The 14,102-nt window shown below is 38.9% G+C and carries 12 protein-coding genes and 2 tRNA genes; 4 read left to right on the plus strand and 10 right to left on the minus strand.

Features of this window, described 5'->3' with window-relative positions:
* The 4 genes from PKC96_06890 to PKC96_06905 all read right to left on the minus strand — a co-directional run bounded on the left by PKC96_06890 (position 1) and on the right by PKC96_06905 (position 5,562).
* The gene (locus tag PKC96_06890) at positions 1-1,017 is read right to left on the minus strand and encodes a hemolysin family protein (GenBank protein ID HMM01039.1); all 1,017 of its coding nucleotides are present in this window, start codon (positions 1,015-1,017) and stop codon (positions 1-3) included.
* Between the two features lie 101 nt (positions 1,018-1,118).
* Positions 1,119-1,616: an anaerobic ribonucleoside-triphosphate reductase activating protein gene (gene nrdG, locus PKC96_06895; protein HMM01040.1), complete on the minus strand. Its 498-nt coding sequence runs from the start codon at positions 1,614-1,616 to the stop codon at positions 1,119-1,121.
* A 2-nt stretch (positions 1,617-1,618) separates the two neighbouring features.
* On the minus strand, positions 1,619-3,964 hold the full coding sequence (locus PKC96_06900; GenBank protein HMM01041.1) for an anaerobic ribonucleoside triphosphate reductase: 2,346 nt from the start codon (positions 3,962-3,964) through the stop codon (positions 1,619-1,621).
* A 347-nt stretch (positions 3,965-4,311) separates the two neighbouring features.
* Complete coding sequence (locus PKC96_06905) at positions 4,312-5,562, minus strand: hypothetical protein (GenBank protein HMM01042.1); 1,251 nt, start codon at positions 5,560-5,562, stop codon at positions 4,312-4,314.
* Positions 5,563-5,696: 134 nt separating this feature from the next.
* Between PKC96_06905 and PKC96_06910 the strand changes: the two genes are divergently transcribed.
* Complete coding sequence (locus PKC96_06910) at positions 5,697-6,674, plus strand: magnesium transporter CorA family protein (protein ID HMM01043.1); 978 nt, start codon at positions 5,697-5,699, stop codon at positions 6,672-6,674.
* A gap of 160 nt (positions 6,675-6,834) precedes the next feature.
* Here PKC96_06910 and PKC96_06915 read toward each other — a convergent pair whose 3' ends face one another.
* The 3 genes from PKC96_06915 to gltX form a co-directional block, all read right to left on the minus strand.
* The gene (locus tag PKC96_06915) at positions 6,835-7,197 is read right to left on the minus strand and encodes a hypothetical protein (protein HMM01044.1); all 363 of its coding nucleotides are present in this window, start codon (positions 7,195-7,197) and stop codon (positions 6,835-6,837) included.
* A 187-nt stretch (positions 7,198-7,384) separates the two neighbouring features.
* Positions 7,385-7,461, minus strand: a tRNA-Glu gene (locus tag PKC96_06920).
* Positions 7,462-7,484: 23 nt separating this feature from the next.
* Complete coding sequence (gltX, locus tag PKC96_06925; protein HMM01045.1) at positions 7,485-9,149, minus strand: glutamate--tRNA ligase; 1,665 nt, start codon at positions 9,147-9,149, stop codon at positions 7,485-7,487.
* Between the two features lie 113 nt (positions 9,150-9,262).
* Here gltX and PKC96_06930 point away from each other — a divergent pair.
* From PKC96_06930 to PKC96_06940, 3 genes are all read left to right on the plus strand, one after another.
* Positions 9,263-9,336: transfer RNA gene (locus tag PKC96_06930), tRNA-Gly, on the plus strand.
* A gap of 716 nt (positions 9,337-10,052) precedes the next feature.
* On the plus strand, positions 10,053-10,535 hold the full coding sequence (locus tag PKC96_06935; GenBank protein ID HMM01046.1) for a hypothetical protein: 483 nt from the start codon (positions 10,053-10,055) through the stop codon (positions 10,533-10,535).
* Positions 10,536-10,538: 3 nt separating this feature from the next.
* Complete coding sequence (locus tag PKC96_06940; GenBank protein HMM01047.1) at positions 10,539-11,630, plus strand: hypothetical protein; 1,092 nt, start codon at positions 10,539-10,541, stop codon at positions 11,628-11,630.
* Here PKC96_06940 and PKC96_06945 read toward each other — a convergent pair.
* The 3 genes from PKC96_06945 to deoD are packed head-to-tail and all read right to left on the minus strand — an operon-like array spanning position 11,620 to position 14,050.
* Positions 11,620-12,663: a hypothetical protein gene (locus tag PKC96_06945; protein HMM01048.1), complete on the minus strand. Its 1,044-nt coding sequence runs from the start codon at positions 12,661-12,663 to the stop codon at positions 11,620-11,622. The genes PKC96_06940 and PKC96_06945 overlap by 11 nt on opposite strands.
* Positions 12,660-13,301 carry a hypothetical protein gene (locus tag PKC96_06950; GenBank protein ID HMM01049.1) on the minus strand — a complete coding sequence of 214 codons (642 nt, stop codon included), beginning with the start codon at positions 13,299-13,301 and terminating at the stop codon, positions 12,660-12,662. The genes PKC96_06945 and PKC96_06950 overlap by 4 nt, the downstream gene beginning before the upstream one ends.
* Before the next feature lie 38 nt (positions 13,302-13,339).
* The gene (gene deoD / locus PKC96_06955; protein HMM01050.1) at positions 13,340-14,050 is read right to left on the minus strand and encodes a purine-nucleoside phosphorylase; all 711 of its coding nucleotides are present in this window, start codon (positions 14,048-14,050) and stop codon (positions 13,340-13,342) included.
* Between the last annotated feature and the right edge of the window lie 52 nt (positions 14,051-14,102).

The following is a 14,102-nucleotide window of genomic DNA, read 5'->3' on the forward strand; positions in this document are numbered from 1 at the left end:
TTAATCACGTCCTCCCAAAGCATTTATTGTTTTTTCATCCGTTTCGCCGACCAACTCTTCGAGAACATCTTCCATCGTCACCATTCCGATGAGGTGTTTAGAGACATCACGAACAAAAGCCATATGGGTTGAATGCTTTTTAAATCCTTCGAGAATGTCGTCAAGTTTGACTTTGGGTGAAACAAAATAAGGCGGTGTCAATGTTTCTTGAATCGAAATATTGGGGTTTTCCAAATACTTTTTTAAATAGGAACGAACAAAAAGTACACCGATAATATTATCGATATTATTGATATAAACCGGAATTCGGGAGTAGGAAGAATGGAGAATAATCTCATGCAATTTTTCGTGCGTAAGTTGCGTGATGTCAATTCCATAAATTCGCTCGCGCGGAGTTAAAACCTCGTTGACAAACGTGGAGTCAAAATCAATTGCCGAGTGAATAATTTCGCTTTCATCGGCATCCAGTTTTCCTTCTTCCTCAATGCTTTCTACCGCATTTGATAAATCTTCTTCAGTGACTTTATCTTCTTCTTTCATTCTAAAAATATGGCTTAGCAATTTATTCAATCCGTAAAAAATAATCGATATCGGCCATAGTAAAAATACTAGGCCCATTATTAGATAACTATTGATCATTGCCACTTTATCCGGGATGGCCCGAGCTATATTTTTAGGTATTGAATCGCATATTAAAAATATGATTAATGATATGACGATGGTTGAGACCAGCGAGCCCAGACCTTCATCTTTTAAATAGCCGACAAAAAGAATGGTCGCCAAGGTTGACATGGCAACTTGCAACAAATTATTTAATATTAAAACCGTGACCAGGGTCTGATCAATTCGGTCCGTTATTTTTACTGCTAAGCGGGCGGCATGGTTGCCATTATCCGCTTTGACCTTTAGTTTAATGCGGTTGCAAGATGTATATGCGGTTTCGCTAGCGCCAAAAAAAGCACCAATCAAAATCAAACAAATTATAATCAACCATCGCAGAGGATCATCAGACGGCATTAAGCAACCACACTCCATTCATAAACATAAAAGATTACGTGTAGGTATTATAACATACGAAAAGCATTCATTGATATAAAAAAAGAGGATTGAACCTCTTTTTAGTATTGATCGACTACAATTTTTCCGGTTTTTCGACTTTGAGCGACATTGATACAACGCTGATTGGATGAGCCCCTAAAACGTAAGGACAAATCTCTTTCTTGAAGGACAAAAGGTCCATCAATTAAAACATCGGTTAGAGCCAGCAGCGCATCAAGTTGCTCATCCTTATGAGCCATCTCCATGAGTTCCTCATATAGGTAGCCCGTATATATAATGAGATGTAACTTGCGATTTTTTACTTCTCGGGCCAATTCTAACGCGGATTCAATTTGATATAAGGGATCGCCCCCCGTCAGAGTTACTCCCGAAACCAAATCTGCTTCATCAAGTAACTCCAGAACACGCTTAAGCGTCACCTCTTGGCCACCTGCCATATCCCAAGTACCGGGGTTATGGCAACCTTTGCAGTGGTGATTGCAGCCTTGAAAGAAAACCGCGAAGCGAATTCCAGGGCCGTCGACAATTGATTCAGTTTCAATGCCAGCCAGTCGCATATCTATTTTTCATCCGTGCAGGAACAGGCGGGAGTCAGATCCGCTTTAGTCATATGTTTGACGCGATGCTCCAGCTCCGCGCGTTTGCCATTATTAAAACGATCCACGGTTCCTACTAAGTAACCGGTTATTCTCCGAATACGCTCGAACTTAATGCCATCTTCTGTTCGGCCACAGCGAGGGCAAACATTGTCGATAATGCCGTTATAGCCACATACTGGATCCCGGTCGACCGGATGGTTAACCGCACCATAGCCAATTCCCGAATCATGCATGCAGCGAATGATGGTCTCGAAGGCTTCCGGATTCTTGGCCACATCGCCATCTACTTCTACATAGGTTATATGTCCGCCATTTGTCAAAGCATGATAAGGAGCTTCAATTTGAATCTTATCCTTAATCTTAATTGGGTAATAAACCGGCACATGGAAGGAGTTAGTATAGAAGTCTTGATCTGTAACCCCCTTGATGACTCCGTATTTTTGCTTATCAAGACGGACGAAACGGCCACTTAAGCCCTCGGCGGGTGTCCCAATCAAAGAGAAGTTTAGTTGGTACTGCTTGGTATAGTTGTCGCAAAGAGTGCGCATGTGTTTAATAATTCGTAGCCCGAGTTCCTGTGATTTTGGATCCTCGCCGTGATGATGACCCGTGAGTGCCACTAGCGCTTCAGCAAGACCGATAAAACCGATGGTTAATGTTCCGTGACGTAGTACACTTCTCACTTCATCATTTGGCCCTAATGTGTCGCTATCGAGCCAAACATGTTCGCCCATAAGAAAGGGGAAATTATAAACCCGTTTCCGGCACTGTATCTCGTAGCGTTCCAAAAGCTGATCTCGCACTAAGTCCATTAATTCATCAAGCCGAGCAAAAAAGTCTTTTTCATTTGGATGCTCAATTGCAATCCGCGGTAAATTGACTGAGGTGAATGAAAGATTCCCCCGGCCGTTGACAACTTCTTTATCTTTGTCAACATTGCTTACAACCCGCGTCCGGCAACCCATATAGGTGGCCTCAGTCCGCCAATCGTTCGGCTTGTAATATTGAAGATTAAAAGGGGAATCTAAGAAACTAAAGTTAGGAAATAACCGGTGCCCACTGACGACGATTGCTTTCTTAAAGAGATCGTAATTAGGATCAGCGGGATTATAGTTTATTCCTTCTTTAACTTTGAAAATTTGGATAGGGAAAATTGGTGTCTCGCCATTTCCCAAGCCCGCCAAGGTGGCATCCAGCATCTTGTCCATAACCAAACGCCCCTCCGGGGAGGTATCTGTCCCATAGTTTAATGAGGAGAATGGAACCTGAGCTCCTGCCCGAGAATGCATCGTGTTAAGATTATGAACCAAAGCTTCCATTGCCTGATAGGTTTCGTCTGCCACTTCCTGCTTGGATACCCTCAGCACATGGGCATGAAGCTTTTCGTTTGGAGCGTCGGGAAAACGTTTTTTAAGAATTTCAAGCAACTTACTGTTAAAGGCGATAGCCTCTAAGGAAGCAGGGCATGACGATTGTTCTTCGGCCTCTTTAATAATGCTCTTGGCATCATCTTTTGTTAATTCTTCATCAAAAATACCATACATTTTCAAAACATTGCTCACCAGGGCTTTACGATAACTCTTTTTAACTCCCGGGGCCATCGCATAATCAAAGTTTGGAATACTTTGACCGCCGTGTTGATCATTCTGATTCGCCTGGATGGCGATTGCCGCTAAAGAGGCATAGGCCCGTATGGAATTCGGTTCACGTAAAAATCCATGTCCCGTTGAAAAGCCATCCTCGAACAACTTTGTTAAATCAATCTGACAGCACGTCATCGTCAGGGTATAAAAATCCATATCATGAATGTGAATGTCACCATTTTTGTGCGCATCAGCAAATGGTTTGCCGATTACCTGACTCACATAAAATTCTTTGGCTGACTCGCTGCCGTATTTAAGCATGGTTCCCATTGCCGTATCACCATCGATATTGGCATTTTCCCGCTTGTTATCATTTTCCGAAGCATCTTTGAAAGTCAAATCATGCAAAGTATGCATTAAACTGGTGTTCGCTTCCCGAATCCGAGTGCGCTCAGCCCGATAAAGAATAAAGCGCTTAGAAACAGCACTTTCTCCATGTTCGATGAGAGTATCCTCAATCAAATCCTGAATGTCTTCAACTTTTGGCAATTTGTTGTCCTTATAAAAGACATCAATTTTAGCCAATACATCATCGACAACCGATTCAACCTTGGCATCATCGTCGATATCCGCCGCACTAAAAGCCTTATCGATGGCAACGAAAATTTTCCGCTCATCAAATACTTCTTTTCGACCATCTCGTTTAATAATTTTTCGCATAATTCCTTCCTCTTGGCATAGGAAAATATTAGGCTTTCCCCTGCCTTCAATCTTGAAACGCTCTGTTCCTCAAATTGGTAATTCAATTATATGCAAGCGTTTTATTTTTAACAACCGATTTTTACGAATTAAAAAATATAGCGCTTTCTGAAAATTTCCATGAAAACAAAAACCATTGTTTTATTTTGTTTTTATAAGGCTTTTTTATTCTTTACTAGAAAACGACTAACATGAATTGAAAATAATTTTCAGGCATTTTCTTGTGCACTTTGCACAATTTTTATACATTTGCTCGTCTGAACAAAAAAAGCCGCATTTCGCGGCTTCAAAAATTTATAAATAAGACAATGCTATTTTTTTGCTTGGCCATTAGCCTTGGCCACATCATCAATAAGCATAAATGCCCGCTTGACGGATAGAGCCGACTTGATTTTTATCATCGTGGGCACTTCTCTATAGGCTTTGGTTGCCGATGAATCGCGAACCGGAATCGTGCTGTTGGCATATTCTTTGGGGTTTAATGCCAAGAATAGTTTAACGGTCTTGCCTCCAATTGCGATTTTGGCAATCTCTTGCCGATGAAGTCTGAATGTTTCAGCCGTATGGGAAATTCGATTGTGGAACCCATAGGCTAAAAGGTAATCTCTGATTTGCTCATAACTAGTCTTGTCTTCCTCGGATATCATCTTTAGTTTCTCTTCGAAGGGAACAGATACGATTTTAGGAAATCCGCCATCTTCTTCCACCGCATTCGATTTTGCTTGCGCTTCCTTTTCCTCCGTTTCCAACTCCACGGGGGGAACAGTTTCTTCCTCTTCAATTATAGGTTCTTCTTCAGTCGGTTTTTCAATTGGTTCTTCCGCCGGCTTAATGGTCTCGGCTTCAGTTGCTTTTTCATTTGAAATCGGTTCTTCAAGGATAGCCCGATTTAATGTTAAGGGTTCATGATTTCTAAAATAAATGTCCAACTCCTCGCGCACAATTGAGTGAACGACCGATGGCGTAAGTTCATTTTTTGCCACCGAAGTTTCTTTTTCAACAGCCTGGTCGTTTGTAATCGATGCGCTCACTTGCGAAACCATTTCTTCTTTTAAAGGAAGATCTGGTTCCTTAACCTCAGCTTTAAGACCTTTGGGCTTTTTAACCCGAACAATGGTAATTCCATTAAATCCAACCAAAAGACCCGCTACTGACATAATAGCCATCATACTAATCGCATAAATAGTAATTAAGCGTGTGTGCTCGTCCGTTGAAGCCAATGAATTCGCCCATTGGTTACGGTAAAGCAAAACCGCACCCAAATTGGCCATCGTGACTAGAAAAATCACTATCCCAATGATATCCGTCCAATTTCCCCGACGCCTAATTAGTTTTACTAACCAAGCTATGACGAATACCAAAGTAAAAACGACAACAAACATCATTAAATCATAAAGAAAACTTGAAAATTCAAAAGTTAAAAATGCATTATACATTCCTACAAAAGCGTTGGGGATAAGGGAAAAGATGCTTCCGGTCGAAATGATTAAAGTTGAAAATAAACAGTAGGCTATAAATGACAAAATAAAACTAGTAATAAAAACAATTTGCGCTCTTTTCATTTTGCTATCTCCTTTTTTATATTTTACAATATTAGAGATAGAAAAAGCAAAAAATACGCCTTTTGTTTTGTGTTTGTTTTTTTCTTGCTCTTGGCGTATTGTGAAGTAATGAACTAAATAACGGAGGAATCATTATGATAAAAGTATTTAGAGAAGATAATGGTCACCTTGTCTCGTCAACGCATGAAAATAATGACTTTTCCGCGATCGCCGAAAATGTATGGATTGATATTTCCAGCCCTTCGCTTGATACCTTAAAAGAGTTGAGTAAACTGACTGCTTTGCCTTTGGAATTTTTAGTCAGCGCGCTCGACAGTGAAGAATCTGCACGTGCTGACTATGATGAAGGCAATACTTTAATTGTTTTAGATACGCCTGTGGAGCGAATTCAAAGTGAAAAAAAGGAAACGAAGCCATTATTTGAGACCATCCCTTTTGTAATTATATACAATCAATCTTACTATGTTACATTACATCAAGAAGAGAGTAATCTTATCAATCAACTGGTGATCAAGAGTAAATTGCTTGAGCCTCACAAACATGTGCGGATGACTCTTCATCTTCTTTTTACCTTAGCTCAAAATTTTATCGGCAGCTTAAAAAGAATTGATGCGCGCTCGCGGGCGATTGAAAGTCGACTACATTCTTCAATGAAGAACAAGGAACTATTCGATCTTATGGAATTAAATAAGATGTTGGTTTACTTTTCAACTGCTCTCAATGCCGACAAAGCCGTATCCGAAAGACTGAAGAAAACTGCCGATTATAAAAAATATGAAGATGACTACGATTTGATGGAAGATGTCCAGGTCGAACTAAACCAAGCTATTGAAATGTGTTCGATTTACCGTGATATCTTGGCAGGCATGATGGACGCTTTTGCCTCGATAATTTCGAATAATCTAAATATCGTGATGAAGGTTTTAGCCATTCTTACTATCGTCCTTTCGATTCCGACGCTTATTGCCTCCTTCTACGGAATGAACATTACTTCCGGGATGCCACTTCAAGACACCCCTAATTCCTTTTGGATTATCATTGCAATCAGTGCTTTCTTTGCTTTAATTGGGGGCATTGCGCTGATGGTTTTTGAAAAAAGGCACAAACGCTAACTCATTTATATTAAAAAGCCACCATCGGGTCATCGTGGCTTTAATTAAATTTACGATTAGAATGATGGAAAACTAATCCCGGTATTCATTTGTTAAGAAGAAGAAGACACTGTAAATTTGTGTCTTTTTCAAGCATTTTATTTTTGATATTAATTAATATCTAGAGTTTTCTTCTTCGAAAATATTTTACGCTACATTTACCATCATTAAAGAATGTCTCAATTTCAAAGGCCAAAGGTCCATTCTTATATATTCGATCATAGATTAACTTTAAATTGCTGGTATATCCTTCAACCGTTTCCCATCCATTATCCGGCAACTTAATGCTTAAATTATAGCCACTTATGTCGCCGTTTTTTAGTCCAATTGCGTAAGATAATATATTGTCCCGCCACTTATATCCCAGCCCTTGTAAATTTTCCAATCCATAAACTTGGGCCATTTCATTCCAAAAGTTGCCAATTGTATCATACTGCGCCTCATCGGTTAAGATGAAATCTCTTGTTACACCCTTAAATACCATAATTATAGTTTTCCTTCGTTTTAAAACATATCCTATTTGATTTATTATACTCCATTAGGATTAATTGTAATTGATTTATGGACCCCTTCGCAAAGGATAGAATTACGATAATTTCTTTTGATTATTAAACATAATATTGTTTAACAAAAAAACACTTTGTAAGCACAAAGTGTCTTGTTCGCATCGATGGTGATCCGTATGGGATTCGAACCCATGAATGTATCCTTGAGAGGGATATGAGTTAAGCCGCTTCTCCAACGGACCAAGCGCATTAAATTAAACCATAATTATTGAAGTTTTTCAATAACGTATTTAATACGAAATGCAAATTCTTCTGGTCCTAAGACCTGAATAATATAATAAAGATTCGGAGATTGTCTTAAACCAGTCAAAGCCACCCGTAAAATTTCTGCAAAATCACCGATATTGCCAACGTAATCGGCAGGATTAGCTTTATATAATTTTCCACTTGGAGCAAAACGGTGGCGCGAGGCTATTTGCTTAAGGCTTTCAAACCAATCGTGTTCATCAAGGCTAAAGTCCGTTGCATTTAAAACATCATTTAAGGATTCCTTAATAACTAAACTTTCAATATTGGAATTAAATGGTAGATCACCGTTTGTTAGTTCAATATAAAATGGGCGATAAAAAAACTTAATCGCCGGATAAATATCGCTGAAGGTTGAATAATCTTTTCTTGGTTTGGCAATTCCTCTTTCAATGCCCATAATACTGACAAAATACGGGAGGTTGCTTTCAATAAGGGAGGCAAAATCCGCATTGTAAGATTTAGCCCAGTTCAATGCCCGATTGGATATTGTTTCCGCATCCAAAAGGCCCAATATTTCTTTAGCAAAATAATTGACTTTATCGAGGTCAAACAATGCCCCATCCAATGACATTTTAGAAAAACTAAACTTAAACCGGTCTAAGCTTTGGCTCTTATTCTGCGCCCACCACTCTTCGAAATTGCTATTTGCAATACTTAATAGGTAGGTGTTTACCGCTTCTAAAGGATATCCTTTTTCGATAAAGAAACTAACCGCCGCTTCCGGATCTTTCCGTTTGCTAAGTTTCCGTTTGTTTCCGTTATCCAATTTGTTAATAACCGGCAGATGGGCATATCCCGGTGCTTCCCAGCCAAGTGACTCAAATAATTGAATATGAATCGGAAGTGACGATAACCATTCTTCACCCCGAGTTACGCAATTTGTCCGCATAAAATGATCATCCACAATGTGGGCAAAGTGATAGGTTGGAAGTCCGTCACTTTTCATAATAATAATATCCTGATCGTTTTCGGTTAATTCCATTTTTCCCCGAATCAGGTCGACGACCTTAATTTTATGATTATGGTTACCCGGCGACTTAAACCGAATAACATAAGGTTCGTTGTTCTTAATGCGCTCTAACGCTTCTTCCTGCGGAATAAAACGGCAATGAGCATAAGGACCGTAGTAGCCCGGTATCACTTTGCTTTGTTCTTGCCGGTTACGCATTTCGCTTAACTCTTCCGGAGTACAAAAACAGGGATAAGCCAAGTCTCTTTCAATCATGCTTTTAATAACAATCTTATAAATATTGGCCCTTTGACTTTGAACATAAGGTCCGTAATCCCCACGTTGCTGATCACCTAAATAGCCCTCATCAGGTTCAATTCCAAAAGCTTTCAATTCTTTGAGCAAGAGATTGCCCGCGCCCACAATTTCGCGTTTACTATCGGTGTCCTCGAGACGGGTAAAAAACACACCTTGAGAATCGGATGCAACCTTGCGGGCGATAAGTGAAGTAAAAAGCGATCCTGTATGTAAAAACCCGGTTGGAGAAGGAGCAAATCTAGTTACCATAGCCCCTGTTTCCAACTTGCGGGGGGGAAATTGTTTTTCTAAATCGTCAATCGTCTCTGCTATGTCCGGAAAAATAATATTTGCTAATTCGTGTGCCGTTGCCATAATGCCTCCAAATCCTAATAATAATACCATAGCCGAGAAATAAAGTAATTATATTAAGCGAAAAGTTCTTGCAATATATCTTCCGCTCTCATATAATAAAAAACGCAATCAATGCAGGTGTAGTTCAATGGTAGAACACTACCTTGCCAAGGTAGATACGCGGGTTCGATTCCCGTCACCTGCTCCAGTTTCTAGATTTTATTATTTGAAGGCAAATATAAATAGTTTAAAATCACTCAAAATTGGGTGATTTTTTCTATTTTTATGGGTAAATATATTAAATTTTAATTTTTATCAGCCGTCTTCTCAATCAAATACGAAAATAAATAACTGCATCTATTTGCTTGTAACCGGTTATATTGCTTTGTCTTCGGTTCCGTCTTTTATGATAACAATCCCGCATATATCTTTCAGTCTTCCGTTCCCGTCGGATTCACTGAACTTATGGAATTTGTTTCCTCTTCAATTCTAGCAGCTTCATCTACTGCCGGTTTGTAATTGAATAATCCCCATCGGGCTGAAACAAAAGCCGAAAAATTCGGTTCTTTACTTTCATAAGATTCCCCTTTAAGAAAATCATTACCATAGAAATATTTTTCTCTATTATATTTAAGAGAATATCTTATAAACAAGGACGTTAAAAATTCTCTATCGTCGATTCTTTATGAGCAAAATTTTCCAATGAATACTTTGTATGGTTTGGTTTTAAGAGAGCGATGATATTTTTTCTATATACTGCCACTGAAAATTATTATTTCTAGGTTAATTAATTTTAGAACTAGCATTTTAGCCCATAAACACACACATAAATCAAAAAAAATATATAAATCTTTCTGTTTATAACCGATTAGCGATTGATAAAAAGAACTTTTTTTCCTAAAATGTATGCACTGGAGTTTTGTTATGAAAAAAATATCCCTTGATCGCATTCTCCTTGTCATAACCTATCTATTAACGATTGGCATCGGACTTTTTATTTACGGTGATTATTTATATGAGCCGGTGAATCAATCATCCTTAATTGGAATAAATGCCGTTCAAATTTATAACAACAATGGGCATATAACCGCCAACTGGGTAATAATATCTGCCTTTGTTCTTCCGTTTGTTGTGGTCCAAGTAATTTTTCTTTTTTATGTTCTCGTGAACAAGAAAACTTTTTGGAAAGCCCTTCTGGCTATTGGATTGGTTTTTGCCTTTGCCTACTCGATTGTTATCTTTGCCTCGGGAGACTCCTATGTATATAGTGTTATTGATGGCGAAAAGGTTTATTTATACGATAACTATCGCCTTGGATATGGTAGTGTTTGTGCAATTATATTTTCCTCTATCGGAATTTTATTCTCATCCGGTATCGCTATAAATCAAATGAGGAGACTAGGGTAAAAAATGAAAAGCAAAAAAATAAAGAGCCTAGTTTTATCATTAACTACGATGACTCTATTAGCGGCTTGCCAAGGAATCATTGAACCTATCAGTTCAGGGCCCAATGATGAGCAAATGCTGGATCAAGCCCTTGACAGCGCACTTTTTAACTTTTATCGCATCAATGAAAAGCACGACAAGGATGCCACTTATGGAGCCCATGAGACCGATGCCTTTATAACCAAAAAAGGCGATATTCGCCTTGATGTTTACCATAATCCATTTATCGGCTTAAGCGATGTAGAATATTTAGAACGCTTTTATTTTGCCTATGAGGAGACTGGTTTTGACTACTATTACTATAGCAATCAAAAAAATAACGGCACTTTTGGATTAGGTTATTCTTTTCAACAACAGATAACCACCGGCCATGATTTATCCGATTTACCGATTACGGAGTCGAGGTTAAGCCATTTCGGTATTTATAACATCTCTGCTTTGGATGAAGCTATGTTTGTTTACGATGAAAATGCCAGCGGTTACTATAATTTGCTGCCGGATTACTTTGATTCGGTTAGCGAACGTTTCTTCTACTCAGTCGATACGGTTGATCACACTTTAACTAATTTTCGCATTCGCGTTGTCGATAACACCATTCGTTCTTTAACCTTTAGTTTTACCGACAATGAAACTGAAGAAACCGACACTAGAACTCTTTACTACTATTTCAACGAGGCTCCCATCAGTGCCCCGGAGACCTCATTAATCAATAACGTGTCTTTCTTCATTTTGGAAAACGATAATTTGCCGAGTGAAGAGGTTATCGTTTCCTCCGAAACAACTATTGATTACTATTGCTCTTTCTCACTTTTGAAAGATAATGTAAACTTTTTGGCCAACGATGCCAAATATATGGTGAAAAAAACCGAACTTTTTGTAGAGGACAATGACACGTCAATTTTATTAGATGAAAATGAAAACGAAGAGGGGATAACTGAACGTATTTTCAAATTATCCTCTTCCCCCATCAGTGGTAGTCGTTATACTTTAAAAATTACTGTCGTCGAAAAAGATAGTTTAGTTGCCAACGATTTCTTTTATAGTTTTATTTATTGATTTTTTCTTCTTCCGCAACATCTGGGCCTTCTTTTTTCATGGAGAATCCCACTTGCGTCCTTAGGGTAATAAGATAGATCTCGATCTTTTTTTTCGTTTCGCTATCAATGTCCGGACGCGACAAAAGGCTGTTGGCATCCCGAGTAATAACATTTAAAAAGTAATTGGCGTTATTGCGAAAGAAAATATCGTATAGTACATCGCTAACCGTGTAGAGACGATAAATAAAAAACACTGATGGTAAGAGGCCAAAAATCATTCCTAAAGTAAAAGCCAATTTTAAATCATCCGGAAACCGGAAATAGGATAAAAGAGCTCCCCCGGCAAAAAAGATGATAAAAGTTAAAAACGGAAGTAATAATTCACGAAACAAAACCGCATAATGAACTTTTTTAAACGCGGCATAGGGGGATGTTATTTCCAGTTTAACCTGACTGGAAGTGAGTACCGTAAGTCCCAGTGCATAGTTGATAAAAAATCCGCGGATAAGTGTTCGAATGATGATGTAAACCGTGGTCACTAGGAAAGCGATTAAATATAAAACCATCGCCCAGGGGCGAATTACATCCCAATTGGTGTTTAAATAGGTCGATGCTCCGGCAAAACCGCTGGTTTGGATTATACTCTCGAGTTCGCTCATAAACGACTGGACCGATGGAAATAAAGGACTGACAAGCGAGAGAATAATTGATTCAACAAAGAGGGAGACAAAAAAGATCAAAATGCCCCGAAGCAGTGTACCTATCGGTTGATATGTGTGGAAAATTTTTTCTTGATACCCGGCTAAAAAATTCCGATAGAGTCCCCTTTTAAAATTGCTGTCCATCATAGCCCGGACATTGGCAAGATGAATTGTAAAAAGAAAAGGCACAATTAAAAACGGAAATAGAAGAATGATAATTCCCGGGACGAAATAATCGATTATAAACGAAATTGCTATTACCGAATAAAGAGCAAAACTTAAAGCAAAATGTCGTCCGTTCGGACGACTGATGTTCTTTTTATAATACTGAGCGAATTCACTATACTTCATTTCTTCTTCTCCCGGTCATGCCGCTTATTGATGCGGTCGATATCATGCACCGCCGCATGCAATTGCTCGGAATTTAAGGGTTCAACCGGACGAGATTCAATTGCCTGAACTAAACGATATAAATCATGACGGTTAATAATATACTCTGTTTTTGATGTCGTGGCGACATTGTCAACATTAACATCATCATTGACGAGAACAACCGAAATAAATAAATCATGATCAATACCGGTTATCAAGGCCAACTTATCGATGCGAAGTCGATTCCACATCAAGGGGTTCTCAATCGGAACTTCCTTTTTCGACCGACCTTTTTTATTTTGATAACTGATTAACATTTGATCGGCGGCGCTGCCTTTGAGTGAAAATGAATAATATCTATCTTTGATGACATAAATATATTTATCGCCAAAAACAATATGATCAATATTCGCCGTTGAATTAGCATCCAACTTTAAAATCATTTGATTGATCAAATAAAAATCAAAATAAAGAGTAACTTTTCTTACCGTGCGATAGAAAATACGCACCGTATTTTTTTGATAATAATATTTGCGGAGAGGATGATAGAGAAAGATGGCAAGCAAAACAAGCGAAATAACTCCTACGACCAATAAAAGCCATTGCCAAAAATCCATGTTATCACCTCCCTTTAAATATATTTTTTTCTTGCCCCTTAGGCAATTTCAAGTGCGACTTCAATCATCTTGGCTAAACCATTTTGTCTTTCTTCCGCTGTGGCCCGCCGACTATGGTCAACAAAAGAATCCGTAACCGTAAGCAGGCAAAGAGCCTTTTTGTTAAGGCGCGCTGCGGTCGTGTAAAGAGCATAGCTCTCCATCTCGACGCCCAAGACACCAAGTTTCTTCCATTTCATCCATGAGTTGGGATCAACATCATAAAAAACATCGCTGCTTAAAACATTTCCCACGTGAGGGACCAATTGATGATTCTTAATGGTTTGATAAGCGGACAAGGTTAATTCAAAATCACTGATAGCAGAGTAAGTTCCGCCCAAAAGATTGAACTGTCCTGACCAGTTGCCATCCGTGCAAGAGCCGCTGGCGACAATGATATCAAAAAGATGAATATCCTCTTGATAAGTTCCGCATGTTCCAACGCGGATAATTGTTTCCACTCCATAATGAGTGTAAAGCTCGTGGGAATAGATGCCGATTGATGGTTGACCCATACCGCTGGCCATAACTGATACTAATTTTCCCGCGCGGGTATGCCCCGTGTAGCCAAAAATATTTCTTACGTCGGTAACTTGTTGAGCGTCTACAAGATAGTTATCGGCAATCCATTTTGCTCGCAATGGATCGCCAGGCATTAATACTGTTTTTGCAAAAGCACCATCTTTTGCGTTAATGTGGGGTGTTGGCATAATTTTTCCTCCTAATACCAAATGCGAAAATCGCTAAATAATTGTGGGGGAA

The organism is Bacilli bacterium (genome assembly GCA_035326105.1).
In the GTDB taxonomy this organism is placed as follows: Bacteria; Bacillota_I; Bacilli_A; order RFN20; family CAG-826; genus UBA7706.